Source organism: Rummeliibacillus sp. GQ308 (genome assembly GCF_059759115.1).
Genome location: NZ_JCAXDQ010000001.1, coordinates 1,601,316 through 1,619,328, shown reverse-complemented (window position 1 = coordinate 1,619,328; position 18,013 = coordinate 1,601,316). Strand labels below are relative to the sequence as shown.

General features: G+C 35.9%; 25 protein-coding genes and 1 riboswitch. Of the genes, 16 read left to right on the top strand and 9 right to left on the bottom strand.

Going from position 1 to position 18,013, the window contains the following annotated elements; all coding sequences use genetic code 11:
* Positions 1 to 60: 60 nt before the first annotated feature.
* The 6 genes from AC6CHJ_RS08035 (at position 61) to AC6CHJ_RS08010 (ending at position 4,445) form a co-directional block, all read left to right on the top strand.
* The gene (locus tag AC6CHJ_RS08035; protein WP_066787490.1) at positions 61 to 261 is read left to right on the top strand and encodes a cold-shock protein; all 201 of its coding nucleotides are present in this window, start codon (positions 61 to 63) and stop codon (positions 259 to 261) included.
* A gap of 102 nt (positions 262 to 363) precedes the next feature.
* Positions 364 to 666 carry a YunC family protein gene (locus tag AC6CHJ_RS08030; RefSeq protein ID WP_066787487.1) on the top strand — a complete coding sequence of 101 codons (303 nt, stop codon included), beginning with the start codon at positions 364 to 366 and terminating at the stop codon, positions 664 to 666.
* A gap of 356 nt (positions 667 to 1,022) precedes the next feature.
* On the top strand, positions 1,023 to 2,153 hold the full coding sequence (locus AC6CHJ_RS08025) for a betaine/proline/choline family ABC transporter ATP-binding protein (RefSeq protein WP_147193356.1): 1,131 nt from the start codon (positions 1,023 to 1,025) through the stop codon (positions 2,151 to 2,153).
* A gap of 25 nt (positions 2,154 to 2,178) precedes the next feature.
* Complete coding sequence (locus tag AC6CHJ_RS08020) at positions 2,179 to 2,814, top strand: ABC transporter permease (RefSeq protein WP_066787483.1); 636 nt, start codon at positions 2,179 to 2,181, stop codon at positions 2,812 to 2,814.
* 12 nt (positions 2,815 to 2,826) lie between these two features.
* Positions 2,827 to 3,747: an osmoprotectant ABC transporter substrate-binding protein gene (locus tag AC6CHJ_RS08015; RefSeq protein WP_498287987.1), complete on the top strand. Its 921-nt coding sequence runs from the start codon at positions 2,827 to 2,829 to the stop codon at positions 3,745 to 3,747.
* Complete coding sequence (locus tag AC6CHJ_RS08010) at positions 3,744 to 4,445, top strand: ABC transporter permease (protein WP_066787477.1); 702 nt, start codon at positions 3,744 to 3,746, stop codon at positions 4,443 to 4,445. The genes AC6CHJ_RS08015 and AC6CHJ_RS08010 overlap by 4 nt, the downstream gene beginning before the upstream one ends.
* A gap of 48 nt (positions 4,446 to 4,493) precedes the next feature.
* Here AC6CHJ_RS08010 and AC6CHJ_RS08005 read toward each other — a convergent pair whose 3' ends face one another.
* Complete coding sequence (locus AC6CHJ_RS08005; protein ID WP_150284511.1) at positions 4,494 to 5,057, bottom strand: flavodoxin family protein; 564 nt, start codon at positions 5,055 to 5,057, stop codon at positions 4,494 to 4,496.
* 151 nt (positions 5,058 to 5,208) lie between these two features.
* Between AC6CHJ_RS08005 and AC6CHJ_RS08000 the strand changes: the two genes are divergently transcribed.
* A complete protein-coding gene (locus AC6CHJ_RS08000) occupies positions 5,209 to 5,784 on the top strand; it encodes a superoxide dismutase family protein (RefSeq protein WP_066787473.1) in 576 nt (191 codons plus the stop codon).
* 341 nt (positions 5,785 to 6,125) lie between these two features.
* On the opposite strand, the gene AC6CHJ_RS07995 is transcribed toward AC6CHJ_RS08000, so the two are convergent.
* A complete protein-coding gene (locus AC6CHJ_RS07995; protein ID WP_251646507.1) occupies positions 6,126 to 7,175 on the bottom strand; it encodes a DUF4352 domain-containing protein in 1,050 nt (349 codons plus the stop codon).
* A gap of 292 nt (positions 7,176 to 7,467) precedes the next feature.
* Positions 7,468 to 7,683 (bottom strand): YczO family protein, encoded by a 216-nt coding sequence (locus AC6CHJ_RS07990; protein ID WP_147193362.1) that lies wholly within the window; start codon positions 7,681 to 7,683, stop codon positions 7,468 to 7,470.
* A 247-nt stretch (positions 7,684 to 7,930) separates the two neighbouring features.
* On the opposite strand from AC6CHJ_RS07990, the gene AC6CHJ_RS07985 reads away from it, so the two are divergent.
* Both AC6CHJ_RS07985 and AC6CHJ_RS07980 read left to right on the top strand, forming a co-directional pair.
* Positions 7,931 to 8,266, top strand: a complete 336-nt coding sequence (locus tag AC6CHJ_RS07985; protein WP_249774340.1) for a nucleoside triphosphate pyrophosphohydrolase — start codon at positions 7,931 to 7,933, stop codon at positions 8,264 to 8,266.
* Positions 8,267 to 8,359: 93 nt separating this feature from the next.
* Positions 8,360 to 8,460, top strand: a riboswitch (SAM riboswitch).
* Between the two features lie 129 nt (positions 8,461 to 8,589).
* Complete coding sequence (locus tag AC6CHJ_RS07980) at positions 8,590 to 9,693, top strand: 5-methyltetrahydropteroyltriglutamate--homocysteine S-methyltransferase (protein ID WP_498287985.1); 1,104 nt, start codon at positions 8,590 to 8,592, stop codon at positions 9,691 to 9,693.
* Positions 9,694 to 9,744: 51 nt separating this feature from the next.
* Here AC6CHJ_RS07980 and AC6CHJ_RS07975 read toward each other — a convergent pair whose 3' ends face one another.
* Complete coding sequence (locus AC6CHJ_RS07975; RefSeq protein WP_498287984.1) at positions 9,745 to 10,158, bottom strand: PH domain-containing protein; 414 nt, start codon at positions 10,156 to 10,158, stop codon at positions 9,745 to 9,747.
* 183 nt (positions 10,159 to 10,341) lie between these two features.
* Here AC6CHJ_RS07975 and AC6CHJ_RS07970 point away from each other — a divergent pair, with 183 nt between their 5' ends.
* From AC6CHJ_RS07970 to AC6CHJ_RS07940, 7 genes are all read left to right on the top strand, one after another.
* A complete protein-coding gene (locus tag AC6CHJ_RS07970; protein WP_498287982.1) occupies positions 10,342 to 11,307 on the top strand; it encodes an NAD(P)H-dependent flavin oxidoreductase in 966 nt (321 codons plus the stop codon).
* 111 nt (positions 11,308 to 11,418) lie between these two features.
* Positions 11,419 to 12,090 (top strand): reverse transcriptase-like protein, encoded by a 672-nt coding sequence (locus AC6CHJ_RS07965; RefSeq protein WP_498287980.1) that lies wholly within the window; start codon positions 11,419 to 11,421, stop codon positions 12,088 to 12,090.
* A gap of 43 nt (positions 12,091 to 12,133) precedes the next feature.
* Positions 12,134 to 12,796, top strand: coding sequence for a response regulator transcription factor (locus tag AC6CHJ_RS07960; RefSeq protein ID WP_498288533.1), 663 nt, complete (start codon positions 12,134 to 12,136; stop codon positions 12,794 to 12,796).
* A complete protein-coding gene (locus tag AC6CHJ_RS07955) occupies positions 12,786 to 13,832 on the top strand; it encodes a sensor histidine kinase (RefSeq protein WP_498287978.1) in 1,047 nt (348 codons plus the stop codon). Before AC6CHJ_RS07960 ends, AC6CHJ_RS07955 begins: the two co-directional genes overlap by 11 nt.
* A 63-nt stretch (positions 13,833 to 13,895) precedes the next feature.
* The gene (locus AC6CHJ_RS07950; RefSeq protein ID WP_498287976.1) at positions 13,896 to 14,474 is read left to right on the top strand and encodes a YdhK family protein; all 579 of its coding nucleotides are present in this window, start codon (positions 13,896 to 13,898) and stop codon (positions 14,472 to 14,474) included.
* Positions 14,475 to 14,577: 103 nt separating this feature from the next.
* A complete protein-coding gene (locus AC6CHJ_RS07945; protein ID WP_498287975.1) occupies positions 14,578 to 14,898 on the top strand; it encodes a four-helix bundle copper-binding protein in 321 nt (106 codons plus the stop codon).
* A gap of 174 nt (positions 14,899 to 15,072) precedes the next feature.
* Positions 15,073 to 15,672, top strand: coding sequence for a YdhK family protein (locus AC6CHJ_RS07940; RefSeq protein ID WP_498287973.1), 600 nt, complete (start codon positions 15,073 to 15,075; stop codon positions 15,670 to 15,672).
* Positions 15,673 to 15,963: 291 nt separating this feature from the next.
* Here the strand turns inward: AC6CHJ_RS07940 and AC6CHJ_RS07935 are convergent, their stop codons facing one another.
* From AC6CHJ_RS07935 to AC6CHJ_RS07915, 5 genes are all read right to left on the bottom strand, one after another.
* Entirely contained in the window at positions 15,964 to 16,179 is a 216-nt protein-coding gene (locus tag AC6CHJ_RS07935) for a DUF3006 domain-containing protein (protein ID WP_498287971.1), read from the bottom strand.
* A 94-nt stretch (positions 16,180 to 16,273) separates the two neighbouring features.
* The gene (locus AC6CHJ_RS07930; RefSeq protein WP_498287969.1) at positions 16,274 to 16,513 is read right to left on the bottom strand and encodes a ComEC/Rec2 family competence protein; all 240 of its coding nucleotides are present in this window, start codon (positions 16,511 to 16,513) and stop codon (positions 16,274 to 16,276) included.
* Positions 16,514 to 16,536: 23 nt separating this feature from the next.
* Positions 16,537 to 16,866 carry an MBL fold metallo-hydrolase gene (locus AC6CHJ_RS07925; protein ID WP_498288532.1) on the bottom strand — a complete coding sequence of 110 codons (330 nt, stop codon included), beginning with the start codon at positions 16,864 to 16,866 and terminating at the stop codon, positions 16,537 to 16,539.
* Between the two features lie 280 nt (positions 16,867 to 17,146).
* Positions 17,147 to 17,344 carry a twin-arginine translocase TatA/TatE family subunit gene (gene tatA, locus AC6CHJ_RS07920; RefSeq protein WP_066787432.1) on the bottom strand — a complete coding sequence of 66 codons (198 nt, stop codon included), beginning with the start codon at positions 17,342 to 17,344 and terminating at the stop codon, positions 17,147 to 17,149.
* 91 nt (positions 17,345 to 17,435) lie between these two features.
* Positions 17,436 to 17,951 (bottom strand): hypothetical protein, encoded by a 516-nt coding sequence (locus AC6CHJ_RS07915; RefSeq protein ID WP_249774330.1) that lies wholly within the window; start codon positions 17,949 to 17,951, stop codon positions 17,436 to 17,438.
* Positions 17,952 to 18,013: the final 62 nt, after the last annotated feature.

Here is an 18,013-nt window from a genome sequence, read left to right as displayed (position 1 = left end):
GAATTTTTTTGCAGGGGATATGTATTAATTATTAATATATTTTTTAGGAGGTCATTACACATGACACAAGGTACAGTAAAATGGTTTAACTCTGAAAAAGGTTTTGGATTCATCGAAGTAGAAGGCGGCAACGATGTATTCGTACACTTCTCTGCAATCCAAGGCGAAGGCTTCAAAACTCTTGACGAAGGCCAAAAAGTTGAATTCGAAGTAGAAGAAGGCAACCGCGGACCACAAGCAACTAACGTTGTAAAACTTTAATATTTATAAAAGCATCCTCTTAGAGGGTGCTTTTTTTGTTTCAAAAATTGAACGCACCCCTTGGTGGTCATTCCCATATGTATAGAATGAGGAGGGAATATGATGGTTTCAACTGAAACGTATATTATTGAGGGCCATTCTTTTATTGCTGTTTCTGTTTTTTTGCCTAAAACTACTTTGCTGACAGTATCAAATGATAAAGGCTATATCATGTGTGGAGCATTGGATGTAGGTTTATTAAATCAAAAGCTGGCGGACAGGAAAATTGTTGCTGGCAGGGCGGTAGGTGTGAAAACTATTGATCAGCTATTAAACGCACCGCTTGAATCAGTTACCTTTGAAGCAGAGGCATTAGGAATTACAAAAGGGATGATTGGCAAGGATGCATTATTAAAAATGGTATAATGAAGGAAATAAACATAGGTTTCTTTTTCTTTTCAATACATCTATTACAAGCGTATTCCTAAATGGAGTGCGCTTTTATTGTGTGTAAATATTTTCAAGCATCGCTTTAAATTCTATTATCATTTAATTATTATCTTTAAATACTTTCTAAAAGATAAAAATCCTATTGAGTATAAGACTTAGGAATTAGCTATAGAAAATATCAACATTGATAAAAATTGAATTTTAAGTTAATAATTAATCGCTTGGTTGCTTACTTATATGCCGTTAATTTGTAAAAATATTTTGTTTTGTTAGAATAGTTTTATGGGTATAGGGTATAGAAGTTAAATAGATAGAAAGCAGAGGGGATTTAGATGTTGAAGATTGAGCATTTAACAAAGAAATATCGGGGAGGAAAAAAAGCAGTAAATGATTTAAATCTTGAAATAAAAGAAGGGGAATTTATTGCGTTTATTGGCACAAGCGGCAGTGGGAAAACGACAGCTCTTCGCATGATTAATCGAATGATCGAACCTTCTAGTGGAACGATTACATTAAACGGAAAAGATTTATCAAAAATGAATCCTGTCACTTTGAGAAGAAGCATTGGCTATGTCATACAGCAAATCGGTCTAATGCCACATATGACCATTCGCGAGAATATAACACTAGTTCCAAAACTACTAAAGTGGTCGAAAGATAAAAAAGATGAAACAGCAGAGAAATTAATCGGCCTTGTCAATTTGCCGGAGAATTATTTAGATTTATATCCTGTACAGCTCTCAGGGGGACAACAGCAACGTATTGGCGTGCTACGGGCACTTGCTGCAAATCAAGATATCATCTTAATGGATGAGCCCTTTGGAGCGCTTGACCCTATAACACGGGATACACTGCAGGATTTGATGAAAGATTTACAGCAACGTTTAGGTAAGACTGTCATCTTTGTCACGCATGATATGGATGAAGCCATTAAACTTGCTGACCGAATTTGCATTATGCACAATGGTGAGATGGTTCAATTTGACACACCGGATGAAATTCTTACACACCCAGCAAATGATTTTGTTAAAGAGTTCATTGGTTCGCACAGGCTTATCCAGGAGAAACCAAGCGCAAAAATAGTAGATGATGTGATGATTAAGCCTGTCTCTATTACTCTTGAAAAGAGTTTAGATGAAGCCATTAAATTAATGGTATCAAAAAGGGTTGATACACTGTTCGTAACAGATGGTCATGGACGTTTATTAGGCTATTTGAATGTAGAGATGATCACATCAGCTAGACATACGACCCAAAGTATTGCTGACACAATGAACCGGGAAGTAGAGTTTGTAAAAACAGGAACAAAGCTGCAAGATTCAGTGCGTCGTATTCTAATCCGAAATTTAAAGAATATTACAGTGATTGATGAAGAGAAACGATTAATTGGTTTGATAACACGCGCCAATATAGTAGATATGGTGTACGACACTATTTGGGGAGAAGAGAATACAGAACAATAGTTAACAGTAGAAAGGACTGGATATTATGATTGATTTTTTAACGGAAAATAGTGGCGCGATTATTCAAAAGACTTTTGAGCATTTCTATATTTCAATTATTGCTCTGTTGCTAGGCATTATTGTGGCGGTCCCTCTTGGTATAATCCTGTCTAAAACTGAAAAAGTGGCCAAAGTAGTACTTGGCATTACTAGTATTCTTCAAACGCTACCCTCATTAGCTATTTTAGCTATGATGATTCCATTTATTGGCGTTGGTAAGGTACCCGCAATTATCGCCCTCTTTATTTATACTCTGCTTCCCATCCTAAATAACACATACATAGGTATGCGCTCAGTCAATAAAGATTTAGTTGCTGCAGGCATTAGTATGGGAATGACTACAATTCAGACCATCCGCTTAGTAGAATTGCCCATTGCCATCCCTGTTATTATGGCAGGTATTCGTTTATCAGCTGTGTATGTGATTTCATGGGCTACGCTTGCTTCTTATATTGGTGCTGGGGGTCTCGGCGACTTTATCTTCAATGGGCTAAACCTCTATCAGCCTGATTTCATCATAGGCGGTGCAGTGCTTGTTACATTGCTTGCGCTCATTAGTGACTTTATTTTATCGAAAGTTGAAAAATGGGCTACGCCTAAGGGATTAAGGATTGTAAGATAGGAGGAAATGAATATGAAACAATGGTTAAAAGGAATTGTAGCTATCTTGCTTGTGTTCACAATTACTGCATGTAATAAGTCAAACCAAGATGTGGATGAGATCAAAGTAGCTTCTATGGTAACAACCGAAAGTCAAATTATGGGTAATATGTTGAAGCAATTAATCGAGCATGATACGAATGAAAAAGTAGAGCTTATTAATAATTTAGGATCAAGTGTTGTAGCGCATCAAGCCATGCAAAATGGGGATGCCAACATTTCTGCCGTTAGATATACAGGGACGGATTTGACGGGGGTACTTCAAGCAGAACCGCTTAAGAATCCTCAAAAAGCATTAACGTTTGTACAAGATAGGTTTGATAAAAAATATAATCAAACGTTCTTTGATTCGTATGGATTTGCCAATACGTATGCATTTATGGTGACTCGTAAAACAGCAAAGCAATATCATTTGAAAAAGGTAAGCGATTTAAAGAAGGTTGCTAGCAAGCTCCAAGCTGGGGTTGATACCTCTTGGATGAACAGGCCAGGGGACGGTTATAAGGCTTTTGTAAAAGAATACGGTTTTGATTTTAAAGATGTTTTCCCTATGCAAATCGGCCTTGTCTATGATGCCGTTTCAGCCGGAAAAATGGACGTTGTGCTGGGCTACACAACAGATGGCCGTATAGCAAGTTATGATTTAGTTATTTTAGAGGATGATTTACACTTTTTTCCTCCATATGATGCCAGTCCTTTTGCAACAAATGAGCTACTAGAAAAAAAACCAAAAGTAAGAAAATCCATTGAAAAATTAATAGGAAAGATTTCGACTAAACAAATGCAAAAGTTAAATTATGAAGCTGATAATAATTTAATCGAGCCAGCAGTTGTCGCCGAAAAATTCTTAGAAGAGCATAATTATTTCGATGAGAAAGGGGGAGATGGGCAATGAAGGATATGACAAAGTTGAATACATTTGAGCAATTTATGTACTACTTCCAAGAAAACGGTATGTATGTGTTAACCCAGTTTACGACCCACTTTTTAATATCTGTTTACGGTGTACTGCTAGCGGCGTTGTTTGGTATTCCGATTGGGATACTAATAGCAAAATATAAAAAGCTCGCAAGTCCTTTGATTACATTAGCAAACATAATCCAGACTATCCCAGCCCTAGCTTTGCTCGCTATTCTTATGCTCGGTATGGGGCTGGGAAAAACAACGGTTATTGTTGCCGTATTTCTATATTCTTTGTTACCGATTATTAAAAACACATATACTGGCATCACAACAATAGATAATAACTTAATTGATTCCGGTAAAGGCATGGGTATGACGCGTTTGCAAGTGCTTTATATGATTGAATTACCTCTATCCTTGAAGGTAATTATTGCGGGAATTCGTATTGCTTTAGTAATTGCCATCGGGATTACAGCTATAGGGGCATTTATTGGAGCAGGTGGTCTTGGCGATATTATCATTCGCGGTACAAATGCGACCGACGGAACAGCCATCATTTTAGCAGGAGCTATTCCTACCGCATTTATGGCAATAATAGTTGATGTTTTGCTAAGTGTTGTGGAAAGGCGAATGGACCCCATGAGAAGACGTAAGGGAGATCAACTTAAGGTACAGTCTTTACAAGAATAAAAACTTCGGTTTTTAAAAGAGGGATTGGCTTATGCCAATCCCTCTTTATTAATGTGCGTTCGATTTTGATTCCAATTTTAGCTTTTCATTTAACAACAAAGCTTCTGCAACTGCTTGTTCGTCTTTCACAACGTCACCTGGTCTTCTGCCTTGACCGATAATGTAAGTAGAAAAGTTAATGGAGAGAAAATCAAATGTGTATTTAAATTGCTGGATTAGCGGCAATGCTTTAATGCGTGGAATGTCGCCACCCACTGTTACTACAATTGCGTTAACAGTCTTTAAGTGTTCCTTCAAATCTGGATAACGCTCGTCACGGATGGCTTGGCTGAGGCGGTCAATCATGTTTTTCATTAATCCAGTCATGCTATACCAATAAACAGGTGTAGAGAAAATCAATACATCACTTTCTAGGATGGCTTCAATGATTTGATCATAATCGTCAGCAACTGGTCTAAAACCTTTCATATCATGTCTCAAATCATGGATAGGTTTAATCATAATATCTTTTAAATAGATGCGTCTGTGAGTTACATTTTTTGTTACGATATCAGTGAGAATTTCTGTATTACCATTAGCGCGAGAACTTCCTATAAAGGTAGTGATTTTCATACAATTTCTCCTTTCTATCGTTCTTATTCTCTATTATAACTTAATAAAGTTTTAAATTGTTAGAAATTTCAAAAAGTGAATAAAAAGAATCACAAACATATCGAATAAAAAAAGGCTTAGCTGGCCACTCTGAGAGAAAGGAGTGTTTTAAATGAAATTATTAAAAAATACTTGGCCTATGTTAGTCGTGCTTCTCATTCTAACCGGGTGTTCGACAAACAAACAAAAAGTAGACAACTTAAAACCAGTAAGTGGAGAAAAAAATACAACCATTCACGCAACGGCTAAGTTTATTAATACAGAAGGTAAAGAGTTAGGGAAAGCGAATTTGACAGAAAATGAAAAGGGCGTACAAATCGATTTGAAGTTACAGGGTTTACCACCAGGAGACCATGGGATCCATATTCATGAAAAAGGGATATGTGAGAAACCAACATTCGAATCTGCAGGAAGTCATTTTAATCCAACTCACAAAGTTCACGGATACTACAACGCAAAAGGTTATCATTTAGGCGATCTTCCAAATATACAAGTGGAAGAGGATGGAACAGTAGATGTAGGTTTTGCGACCAAGGCCTTCACCTTAAAAGAGGGAGCGCATAATACATTGTTTGACAAGGATGGAAGTGCGTTTGTTATTCACGAAAAAGCAGATGACTATAAAACTGATCCGAGCGGTAATTCAGGCGCACGAATTGCTTGCGGAGTAATTGAAAAAAATAATTAACATCTTAAAAAAGCTAAGGCCATATCATTTTGACTACCAGACGAGAGAGCGACAAAGCCACCTCCAAGCTGTCGCTCATTATTCTCAATAAGTAAAGACGATTAAGTATGTTGTTTCAACAACGGAGACCATGATAAGCTGTCGGTTGGTTGCGTCTTGATGTCGAAGAAAATGTGTAGTTACTTATATCTAGTGTTATCCGTTAAGGATTAGAACTTTTTCTAGAAAATATGGGTGATAACAATAAAAAAAATCAGTAATAGTCTTCTGCGTAAAGAAGAATATTTATTTAACCAAAATAAAAACCGCTTGAATCTTACCATTCAAGCGGTTTTTTTTATTTAATAAGTCTGTAATACGAATGCTTTAAGCAAATCATCGTATTCGCTATTCATATCTTGGTCTGTCTTTTGAATTGTCCATTTACCATCTGTTTCTTTTAAAATGAGTGCATATTCACGACTATCATCTTTCAAACTCGTATTGTTCATAATTTGATCAATACGGCTAAATGTGTAATTTAAAGCATCTTCTTGTGCTTTTTTATATTCTTTATAGCTATATTTATTTTGGTTTTTCTTAGCAAATTGTTCGCTTACTTTTCGAGATTGTTTATAAAGATCTGATGTGTCGAAATTTTTAAAGCTAACATTTACTTTAGCCTGTTTTGAATCACCATAAGCAATTTTATAAGTAGGCTCAATTTTTTTATTTAAAGCGTTTCGGTATTTTTCAATAAACATTTTTTCTAAACGCATGGATGGTGTAAACTCACCAAAGCCTTCCTTCAATTGATTGGCAAGTTCTTCATCAAACTTTTGGCTGTCTGCTAAGACATCATTTGTGAGTAAGGATTTAAAATCTGGATTGTCATTGCTTAAGAAAACTTGATCAACATAAGCTGCTACAGCTTTCTTGGCATTCTCTGAATCATTTTTATACTTCGACGGATCCACTGATACTACTAACTCTTTATGTTTCTCACCTTTGTCATCATAAATGCGCGGTTGATAATGAAGCTCATACTTTTCTTCTTTATTGACAGGGTAAAAGAGGTCACCACTCGCTTTTTTCTCAGGAGAGATACTTCCTGATAGTTCTTTAAAAGATTCTTCATCCGGTGGATTTACATAGACAGAGTCAATTTTTTCATCATCTTTGCTACCATATAAACTAAAGTTTGAAGAATTTACTGGGATTTCATTTTTAGATTTATTTTGGACTGTCACATTTAATTTGAGATATGTTTTTTCATCGGTTTCATCATACTTGGTAATTGTTACATATTCTCCAGAATTAACTTTAAACGCAATATCACTCGCTTCGCTTCCAGATTTGTTTGTTTTTTTGCTGCTTCCACATGCCGCTAAGGCAAAGGTAAGAATAGCCAATAGGCTTAGCAGCCACAAATTCTTTCTGTTAATAGGAAACCCCTCCGTTTTCTTTTTAATTTGCTGAACCAAATGGTAACCAATCTTTCACAATAGAATCATCATTCTAAGGTATTCAACTGCAAAATTTTTGTGAAATGCTTATAAATAAGCAGTGAAAGGGTATGGATTCTTCTAGTTGCCGTATGTATTTGTTCGTATTCCGCCCCTTGAGAAAAGAGACTTTCACTCTCATGAAAGTCTCTTATACATGTCTTGCACGGATGTATGTGAGTAATAGAGAAGCACTAGCCTAGCCAGGATAGCGCTCTTCACTTGAAGAGGTATCCTTTGTATGATGGTTGTGTTTTTCATCTTCAACTTGTTGATTTAACTCCTCCATTGGGATGGGATCAACCGTTTGCATTTCAGGGTCTTTGTCGTAGATACTTTCTTTATCAGACTTTACTTCATCTGGTGTATCCAATGGTCCTTCTTTTAAATTTTCGGCTTTGTCATTTTCTTTCATTTTCATCATCCTTTCTTACTTTACATATAGCCTCAATTCAAAAAGTTAAACCATTTTTTAAACAGAATTCGGCAATTTTTGTGTGTAATCGGTAATAGTGGTGATCAGCTGATGGTTTCCTATAAAGGATAAAATGTATTACTTCTAAATTCTAGTTTTTCTTATAAAATAGTGTAAAATAGAGAAAAAGGAAACAGTACTAAAAACTCTATTTATACTAAAATACTCAGAGGTAGGTGAGTACAAATTGCCAATTTACAATAAATTAGTCCGAGATTTTATCCCGCAAATCATCGAAGGAAAAGGGAAAAAATGTATAGTTGAACAATTGAGTGAACAAGAGTTACTACAGAAAATGAAGCAAAAATTCATAGAGGAAGCCTATGAAGTACAAGAAGCAAAAAATAAGGAAGAGATGAAGGAAGAATTGGCAGACCTTTTGGAACTTATACATACAGCATTAGAAGTTTATAATATTTCATTGAAAGAATTGGAAGAATCACGTTTAGCTAAAGCTGAAAAAAGTGGACGTTTTTCAAAAGGTATTTATTTGGTTGAGGTGCAAGATGAGGAGAATATATAGTTGATTTAAAATCAAATTTAAAAATTTTTAAAAAACATTGACAATTCTGTTTATTGCGTTATTATATATTTATACAAACTTAATATGTTGATTTTCTTATCCAGAGAGGTGGAGGGACTGGCCCTTTGAAGCCTCGGCAGCGGACTATTAAAGTACTGTGCCAATTCCAGTAGCGTAAAGCTAGCAGATAAGAGGAGCGTTTTTTTCGTATGGTATTTCAACCCTCTTCTTATTCATTGAGAAGAGGGTTTTTTCTATTTAGAGGATAGAAGAGTTGGAGTCAATTAGTCAATTAACTAAATGAAACTAAGGGAGAGATTTTGATGACAAAGACGTTAGTAAAAGCACCATTTAGAGCTGATCATGTAGGTAGTTTATTAAGACCAGAAAGCATTCACCAAGCACGTAAGGACTATCAAGAAGGTAACATATCCGCAGAACAATTACATCAGATTGAGACGGAAGAGATCAAAAAAGCGGTGGATAAACAGATTGATGTTGGTTTACAAGCAGTAACTGATGGTGAGTTTCGACGTAGATTTTGGCATACAGATTTTCTTGAACATTTAAACGGTGTTGAAGGATATATCCCAGAACACGGCTTCAAATTTAAAGGAGAAGAAACAGAAAAATATGATGTTCGTAATAACGGAAAGATTTCTTTCAACTCAAATCATCCGCATATTCAAGATTTTCTAGAGTTCAAAGAAATTGTAGGAGATCGGGCAATTCCAAAACAAACGATACCTAGCCCAAACCAATTATTCAATGCTGGCATAAGAAACCTTGACATCTATCCAGATATCGAGGAATATGCGAGTGATATTATCCAAACTTACCGGGATGCAATCCAGGCCTTCTATGAAGCAGGTTGTCGTTATTTGCAGTTGGATGATGTCTATATTGCGGGACTGAATGCTGAGAATATCCCATTTAACGACAGTGGATATTCACGTGAAGAATTGATTAACCTTGCGCTTCGGGTAGCAAATGGAGTGTTAGAAGGCAAACCGGAAGATTTAATAGTAACTACACATTTATGCCGCGGGAATTATCGTTCAAAATGGGCTTTTGAAGGAAGTTATGCTAAAATTGCTCCAACTTTGTTCGCAAATGAAATAGTGGACGGATTTTTCTTAGAATATGATGACAATCGGTCTGGCGACTTCACACCACTATCCTATATTCCAAAGGGCGGGCCGCAGGTAGTTCTGGGAGTATTTACTTCAAAATTCGGCGAGTTGGAAGACAAGGAAAACATCAAAGCTCGTGTAGAAGAGGCAACACAATTTGTACCACTCGAGCAGCTATGTATCAGCCCACAGTGTGGATTCGCTTCAACTCATCATGGTAATATTCTAACGGAAGAAGAACAATGGGCAAAATTAAAGTTTATTGTTGATATATCAAAAGAGATTTGGGGATAAGAGAGTGGGAACAGCTAGTAAAGCTGTTCCTTATTTTGATTAATAGATGATTTACTGATCTAGCTTGGAGTCTAATTCAATTTTAGGGTTAATACTTTTTAAAGTAGCTAAAAATTGCAGCTGCTCCTTTGGAGATACAAGTGCCATTTTATTGTCTGCGTCAAAAATGATCTCCAATCGATCTATTGAAAGGGCAGGGGCAGCAAGCAAATTTTTGGTTTTAGCAATTGATTTAATCTCTTTGATAGGAACTTTCTTTTTGAAGGGGCCACTTCGAATAATCAGGTAGCTTTGATTAACTTTATATCCTGTACAAAACCAGCCCCATATGAGCAAAATTGCTAACGGAACAGTAAAAACAAGGACTACATAATCTCTTACTGCAACAATAGGTGCGAAACAAGCAATGATTGTACCCCAATATAAAGGGTATTGCCATAAATCTTTTTTTGATGGGTAATACATCTTGTTAAATCCTTTCGCTAATTTATTTTTAAAACATTCATATATGGAAATTAATTCTTTATATTACTTTATCAAATGCAGACCCGCATTTCATTCTGTTTTAGTTCCAATAATATGAAAATTCTTTGCATTCCCTTATACTAATAGAAAGAAAGGTATATACAATACATGGGGGTGTCCAAATTGAAAACACGTGTTACAGAGATTCTTGGAATTAAGTATCCCATTGTCCAAGGTGGTCTTGCTTATTTGGCTTACGCTGATTTATGCGCTGCGGTTTCAAATGCTGGCGGGCTAGGACAGATTACAGCCGCTACTTTGGGATCTAAGGAAAAGCTTCGAGATGAAATCCGAAAAGTGCGCACATTAACAGATCGTCCTTTTGGCGTCAACTTCGCTATTTCAAAACATCAAAATGCATATGAAGAGCTTTTAGAAACCGCAATTGAAGAGAAAGTACCTGCTATTTCTATTACAGGTGGTAATCCAGCTCCAGTGTTAAAACGCGTTAAAAATGAAGATATTCGCACTCTAGTCTTGGTTTCAGGAGTAAGGCAAGCTCAGAAAGCGGAAGAACTAGGAGCAGATATATTGATGGCAGTTGGTCAAGAAGGTGGCGGCCATTTAGGACGCGAAGATATTGGCACAATAGTTCTTGTACCGCGCGTTGTTGAATCCGTATCTATTCCTGTTCTTGCTAGCGGTGGTATTGGCGATGGTAGAGGATTGCTTGCAGGCCTCTCGCTTGGTGCGGAAGGTATTGAAATGGGTACACGTTTTATCGCCACTAAAGAATGCGTCCATGCAAGTGAAGAGTATAAACAAGCGATTATTCATGGAAAAGAAACAGATACTGTCGTAATCAAGCGGTCACTTGGTGCTCCTGCCCGCACCATTAAATCTCCTTTCACAGAAAAAATACTTCAAAAAGAAGAAAGCGGAGCAACTTATGAAGATTTGAAAGATATGATTAGTGGTGAAGCGAATTGCAAATATATTTATGATGGCGAGCAAGAAAGTGGTTTTGGTTGGGCTGGCCAAGTAATTGGTTTGATTGATCATGTGCCGTCTGTCGCTCAACTATTTGACGAGGTGATAGAAACAGCAGTAAACGGGCAAAATCGATTAGCTCAAATTTTAGGCGAGTAGCCTATTGTAGCCTCTTTATTAGAGGCTTTTTGTGTTAGGTGAGCTACTATATCATAATTAATCTGTATATTGGTGACAATAAGCTAAAAAGATAAAATGACGGAGGTTACAATGAAAATTACAATCAAATGGACTTACAAAATTCCACGTGGTGGTATGGAGACAGTCTTTCGCTCTGATCAAATGGAAGCTGGAAAAGCACTTAAAATGGCGGAAGATATTGAGAAAACAGGACGTATTAAAAATTTACTGTTGATAGACCCACATGGTAGTACATGGACAATGAAAGAGTTAAAACGCTATTTGAAAGAAATTGAAGAGGAGCCACACAATATTACAGTTTATTTTGACGGCGGATATGATTTAAAGACTGCGGTTTCGGGACTTGGTTGTGCTATCTACTTTGAACAAAATGGTAAACAAAAACGACTGCGAAGAAACGTACAGGCGGTTGGTCATAAATCAAACAATGAGGCAGAGTATGCAGCGCTGCATTTGAGTATTATCGAATTGGAGCTTTTAAATGTACATCATATGAATGTACGCTTTTTGGGAGATTCACAAGTCGTAATCAATCAAATGAGTGGTGAATGGGCGGTGCTAGAGCCAAATTTACTAAGTTTTGCAGATCGTATAGATACTGCGCTAAAAAAACTAGGCATTGAAGCAGAGTATGAACATATATCACGTAAAATGAATGGTGAAGCAGATCGCCTTGCTTCACAAGCATTGCAAGGCATCGAAATTGCCGCACAAGTAGAATACGTATTAGAAAGTGACTAATTATTGAAAACAGACATTAAGAAAAAGAGTGAGTAGCTTGAAAGTGTTAATAATAGATGATGAACAAAAAATAACAGATGTCTTAACATCTTATTTTGAGAGAAATGGAGATCAAACCTGTGTAGCAAATACAGGGGAAAAGGCTATTGAGATGATGGACAATATACCGCTTGATATGATTATTTTGGATTTAATGCTACCGGATATGGATGGGGAGGAAATCTGTCGGTATGCCAAATTGAACTATCAAATACCCGTCATCATGCTGACAGCCAAAATATCAATTGAAGATAAGGTGAACGGCTTTAACAGTGGTGCAGATGACTATGTGGTCAAACCATTTCATCCAAAAGAGATACTGATTCGGGCTGAAAGACTCCTTCCCTTAAAAACACAGCAAGATGTGATTAGATTTGGAGACCTAACTATTCTTAAAGAATTGAATACAGTTAAAAGACAGGAGGAAACGATACAACTAACACAGCATGAAGCAACGATTTTATGCTTGCTTGCTGAAAATCCTAAAAGGGTATACAGCCGGGAAGATTTACTGTACAAAATGGTTGGTGGTGTACAAGAGAATAATCCTCGTGTTGTTGACCAGCATATAAAAAATCTGCGTAAAAAGCTGAACTATGACTATATACAAACAGTTTTTGGTATTGGGTATAAAATGAACGAAATGGCGGATGAAGATGAAATTTAAAGTTAGAATCGCCTTTATTATTGCTGCATTTTCTTTAACAATGCTTCTTATAATCACTGCAATCCTGTTATATAAAGGGCATGAACATTTAATGATGTTACAACTTAAAGATGCGGAAGAAATTATTCATCATTTTGACATGGCGCTTGCTGAAACAGCTATCTGGTCAATCGGTTTGTTGTTTATCATTATTTTAGTGTCCAGTTTTTTCATAGCTCGGACTTTGACTAAGCCAATTCAAGAGTTGAATCATTTTGCTTTACAGTTAGTCAAAGGGAAAAGAGATTTGAATATTGCCTATACAATTGATGATCAGATTGGCCAATTAGGACAGTCCTTGAAAACATTAGATAAAACATTGAGTGTTTATGAGGTTCGGCGAAAAGAAATGACACAAGATTTAGCCCACGAAATTCGTAATCCTTTAGCATCTGTGAAGAGTTATTTGAGCGCTTTTGAGGATGGCGTATGGAAGGCAACTCCGAAAAGGCTTGAAGCGTGTATTGAAGAAATTGATCGTCTTATTTTGCTGGTAGGTGAGCTGGATACATTAAATGATATTAATAGTCCAACTTTTAAAATCAACAAGCAACTTCATCAGGTTGCTCCCATTATAGAGAGTGCTGTCATATCTCTTGCAAGTGAACTGCTTGAAAGAAAAATAGAAGTAAATTTGGCGCTGGACCAGAGTATTTTTGCTTCTGTCGATTCATTACGCTTAAATCAAATTCTGCATAATATCATTAAGAATGCACTTTTCCATCTTCCGGTAAAAGGGACTCTGGAAATTCAATTGATGAATAAATCACAAGAGGAACTTCAAATAATTATCTCAGATAACGGATGTGGTATGGACGAAGAAACATCCAGCAAATTATTTGAACGAAATTATAGAGGGCAAAATAATTATAAAGGTTCTGGAATTGGCATGACGATTACGAAAAAGCTAGTCGAAGCACATGGTGGACAAGTTTTTGTCAAAAGTCTTCTAGACAAAGGTACTACATTTACGATTTCTCTACCTATTTCTTCATAATTTCTACATATGTTTACGATATCTTTGACATGTTAATAGAAGTAGATAGAGGAGGAGTTTAAATTGAATAAAAAATGGACCATGGGATTCTTATCCATTACAACTGCATTTGCATTAGTAGCATGCAATGATCAACAAGGCGACCAAAAGAAAGGAGAGCAAGCAAAGACAACTGAACAACAGAATACGAATTCCGATCATATGAATATGGATCACTCTAGTTCAGGAGAAGTACCAACTGGATTGCAAGAAGCTAAAAATCCAACCTTTAAAATAGGCTCCAAAGCAATTATGCATACCGACCATATGCCTGGAATGGAGGGAGCCAAAGCAACAATTGTTGGGGCATATGACACAACAGTTTATTCAGTATCTTATAAGCCAACAGATGGTGGTAAAGAAGTGAAAAATCATAAATGGGTCATCCAGCAAGAAATCAAAGATGCGGACAATAAAAAGTTCGCAAATGGTGACGAAGTGACATTAGAAGCAGATCATATGAAAGGAATGAAGGGTGCAAAAGGCATCATTGATTCCTCGAAAGATACGACCGTTTATATGGTTAACTATACGCCGACAAATGGCGACAAAGAAGTGAAAAATCATAAATGGGTTACAGAAGATGAACTAACTAAAGAATAAACACAAAACCCTCCAATCGAAATTCAGGTTGGAGGATTTTGTGTTTATGAAATTTATAGGTGGGAATAATAAAAAAGAGAGCAAATTAACAGGAGGTATTATTATGAATTATGAAGAGTGTATTCAAGCTTGTATAGACTGTATGGAGGCGTGCAATCGTTGTTATGATGCATGTTTGAAAGAAGAAAATGTAAAAATGATGGTAGAGTGTATTCGAATGGACCGCGAATGTGCTGACATTTGTGCGCTAGCTATTAAATCAATGCAATCTAACAGTCCATTTGCTTCATTAATCTGTAAACTATGTGCGGAAATTTGTGAAGCATGCGGAAATAAATGTAAAAAGCATGACCATCAACACTGTCAAGAATGTGCAGAAGCCTGCTATCGATGCGCAGAAGCTTGCCGTAGTATGGCAAAATAACTATCCATTTCGTGAGAGCTAGAGTACCTCTAGCTCTTCTTGTTGTTTGTGTATCAAAACAAATGGATTAAACGTTGTTTAATCCTCGCCGTCTTTTTAAATTGTTTTTTATTGAAAGAAATAAAATATAGATGAATGTACATACTACCCATATCAAAATTATGGGAGGAAAAAATGATTAAGAAACCAGTTACGCTAGTGTATATTTTACTGACAATTTTAGTGCTTGCTGCTTGCGGCAATAGCGATACAAAAAAAGTTAACAAAAATATAAATTTAGCTCCAGATGATCATTTAAATATGGAAACTAAACATTCCGTTACGGATAATACTGATGTGGAAGATTACAACTCAGGGATTGTCCCTCCAAACATAAAAAAAGCTTCGACACCAGCATATCCTGTCGGTAGTCGAGTAGCCGTATTGGCCACCCATAAAGAAGGGATGAAAGGAGCAAAAGGGACTATTGTGGGTGCTTATGATTCAACAGCATACCAGGTAGATTATGCAAAAACATCAGATGTTCGAGAAGTAATGGGCTACAAATGGATTGTGCAAGAAGAGATACAAAAATCGAAAGATAAACTGTTGCAACCAGGAGAACATATTACGTTAGAAGCGGATCATTTACCAGGAATGAAGGGAGCAAGAGCAAGGATTATTACGGGCAAAAAAACAAACGTCTACATGATTAATTATCAACCGACTACAGGAGAAGCGAAAGAAAGAAACTATAAATGGGTAATAGAAAGCGAATTAACGAAAGAGCAATAACTATTTTTAATTTTTATTAATTGATGACCACAGAATTACAATTTTATAGTTTACTAATATTAAATGAAAAAGTTAAACAAATGAAAAAGCGAGAAATGATTGCTCATCCCTCGCTTTTCCTTATGATATATATTTACTTACATTATGTACTTTTATGATATCATATATTTTGCTGAAAAAACAATTATATTCTGTTATTCTTGAAAGAATAGTCGTATTGGGAAAGTGGAAGGACGTATGATCCATCATCATGTTTTTGAATATACGCCCAAAGCCATTCAACTTTAATAATCATTCTTCAAATAATTCGTCCGCCAAATTATCAATTTCTATTTTTAAATGTTTAGTTCCGTCGGCATCTATGGAAATAGTGTCATTCTCGATTATCAATAAATCACCTACTTGTACTTCCTTTGGTATTATTTTTTTAGGGTAATCCACAGTTACTCCATCTATTTCAATGACAGCTAATTCTCCCTTAAATCGTTCCACAACCCCTTTTTGCACTTATTTCACCTTCTTTACACCTTTATTCTTCTCATTAATTCTGTATGTAATTGTGCCTTGTTCGTCTGTTCTGTAAATTTTAGCATGAGCTTTTTTAAGCGGTTGAGTGTGCCTCTGCTGTTGAATGATGATAACGGTTATCTAAGCCCACGCTAATGGCAGCATATGTTGGATTTGCTTGTGATAAGATATTAGCATTTGTTGATTCTTTAGCACCGTGATGGCTAACTTTTAACACATCCACTATAGGAATCAAATGAGCAGCCAACATATCTTTTTCAGCTCTTGTTTCCGCATCTCCTGTAAATAAAAATTTATTTGCGCCATATTGCATTAGTAGTACTGCACTCCAATCGTTTAGATCACTCTGTGCATATTCTTTTGTAGGACCAATGAATTGAAGCTTAGCATATTTTCTTCAACTGGTATTGATATACCTTCTTTTGCTACATGTATTTTTAGTTGTTTTGCATTTACGGATTGTAGAAAGTTCCGATAAGCAATGGTTGTATGTGTTAAGCGAGGAGCAAAGACGGATTTAACAGGAAAAGCTTCTATCACATCTGCTAAACCGCCATTATGGTCAGCGTCCGGGTGAGTTGAGATGACTGCATTCAATTGTTTAACATTAAATTTTTTAAGATATTGTATAACATTTTTACCTTGTCCTTTATTCTTGCCGTCAATTAGTATGTTTTCCTTTGTTGATTGAATTAGAATAGCATCTCCTTGACCAATATCTAAAATAGATACCTTTACTTGTTCAGCAGAATCAAATTGATTGGGAGTTAGGTTACCGTTTATTGGTTTTTTTGTTAATTCTGATCACCCGGTAAGGACTAATAACCCTACTAGTAGATAGTAGAGTTTGCGTTAATATTTTTTTGTCATGTTTTTATTTCCTTCTTCCTTTTTTCTTTAATGAAACAACTAAAAAAGAGCAAAACATAAGTTTGCTCTTTATAACTTAATTGAGTTTATTTTCATCGTCTGTTTTTTTGGTGACAGTAACTTCATCTCGCAAATCTTGGGTTGAATTTTTAAATTCTCGAATAGTATCACCAGCTGCTTTGCCGATTTGAGGTAATTTGGAAGGTCCGAATACAATCAATGCAATAATAAGAATAACGATTAATCCGGGCACACCGATACTAGCTAGTCCCATAAGAAACCCTCCTATTAATATAAAATTGCTATTGCTTGCTTTTAGTATACCCTCAAACGACAGATATGAAACACACAGCTAGAAAAATGTTTTATTGAATTTGTTGTAACTCTTGTTCAATTCTTTTTTTCTCTTCTATTAATGCGTCTGCAGGCAACATAGCTTCATAACGCATATCCACATACTTTTGCTGGATTGCCATATATTCTGATTGTATCTTCTCGATTGCTATATGAATGTCATTAATTAATGGAGCTATTTTTTCTTTGTCTTCTTCAAGCATAATATATTCATCATTATTTAACATCACTTCTACTTTAAAGCGTTCATTTTCAATAGAAAGGTTAAAAAACAATTCAGCAAGATGATGTTTAAAATGTTTTTGATACGCTTTTTTTATTGGACTGCTTTCAGGCAAATCCTGAAATAACTTTCCGATAGTTGCCCTGTTTTCAAATATCTCATCATAATCAATTAAACCAATCTTCTTTAGAAAACGAGTGAATTCAATATCAAACTTAGATTGAATAACCCTTAATTCTGCATCTAAATACTTTAACTTGTCTTCATTGCGCAGCATTCTTTTACGCAGTTCACTTTGTTTCATAGATATGCCTCCTTTTCCCAACAATACTATCATATCAGATATAGCCATATGCACCGAAGGTT

What these genes read in the sequence shown, in the direction of transcription:
- AC6CHJ_RS08035 (WP_066787490.1), top strand. Translation starts at nt 61, where the DNA reads ATGACACAAGGTACAGTAAAATGGTTTAACTCTGAAAAAGGTTTTGGA.
- AC6CHJ_RS08030 (WP_066787487.1), top strand. Translation starts at nt 364, where the DNA reads ATGGTTTCAACTGAAACGTATATTATTGAGGGCCATTCTTTTATTGCT.
- AC6CHJ_RS08025 (WP_147193356.1), top strand. Translation starts at nt 1,023, where the DNA reads ATGTTGAAGATTGAGCATTTAACAAAGAAATATCGGGGAGGAAAAAAA.
- AC6CHJ_RS08020 (WP_066787483.1), top strand. Translation starts at nt 2,179, where the DNA reads ATGATTGATTTTTTAACGGAAAATAGTGGCGCGATTATTCAAAAGACT.
- AC6CHJ_RS08015 (WP_498287987.1), top strand. Translation starts at nt 2,827, where the DNA reads ATGAAACAATGGTTAAAAGGAATTGTAGCTATCTTGCTTGTGTTCACA.
- AC6CHJ_RS08010 (WP_066787477.1), top strand. Translation starts at nt 3,744, where the DNA reads ATGAAGGATATGACAAAGTTGAATACATTTGAGCAATTTATGTACTAC.
- AC6CHJ_RS08005 (WP_150284511.1), bottom strand. Translation starts at nt 5,057, where the DNA reads ATGAAAATCACTACCTTTATAGGAAGTTCTCGCGCTAATGGTAATACA.
- AC6CHJ_RS08000 (WP_066787473.1), top strand. Translation starts at nt 5,209, where the DNA reads ATGAAATTATTAAAAAATACTTGGCCTATGTTAGTCGTGCTTCTCATT.
- AC6CHJ_RS07990 (WP_147193362.1), bottom strand. Translation starts at nt 7,683, where the DNA reads ATGAAAGAAAATGACAAAGCCGAAAATTTAAAAGAAGGACCATTGGAT.
- AC6CHJ_RS07980 (WP_498287985.1), top strand. Translation starts at nt 8,590, where the DNA reads ATGACAAAGACGTTAGTAAAAGCACCATTTAGAGCTGATCATGTAGGT.
- AC6CHJ_RS07975 (WP_498287984.1), bottom strand. Translation starts at nt 10,158, where the DNA reads ATGTATTACCCATCAAAAAAAGATTTATGGCAATACCCTTTATATTGG.
- AC6CHJ_RS07965 (WP_498287980.1), top strand. Translation starts at nt 11,419, where the DNA reads ATGAAAATTACAATCAAATGGACTTACAAAATTCCACGTGGTGGTATG.
- AC6CHJ_RS07955 (WP_498287978.1), top strand. Translation starts at nt 12,786, where the DNA reads ATGAAATTTAAAGTTAGAATCGCCTTTATTATTGCTGCATTTTCTTTA.
- AC6CHJ_RS07945 (WP_498287975.1), top strand. Translation starts at nt 14,578, where the DNA reads ATGAATTATGAAGAGTGTATTCAAGCTTGTATAGACTGTATGGAGGCG.
- AC6CHJ_RS07940 (WP_498287973.1), top strand. Translation starts at nt 15,073, where the DNA reads ATGATTAAGAAACCAGTTACGCTAGTGTATATTTTACTGACAATTTTA.
- AC6CHJ_RS07930 (WP_498287969.1), bottom strand. Translation starts at nt 16,513, where the DNA reads ATGCAATATGGCGCAAATAAATTTTTATTTACAGGAGATGCGGAAACA.
- tatA (WP_066787432.1), bottom strand. Translation starts at nt 17,344, where the DNA reads ATGGGACTAGCTAGTATCGGTGTGCCCGGATTAATCGTTATTCTTATT.
- AC6CHJ_RS07915 (WP_249774330.1), bottom strand. Translation starts at nt 17,951, where the DNA reads ATGAAACAAAGTGAACTGCGTAAAAGAATGCTGCGCAATGAAGACAAG.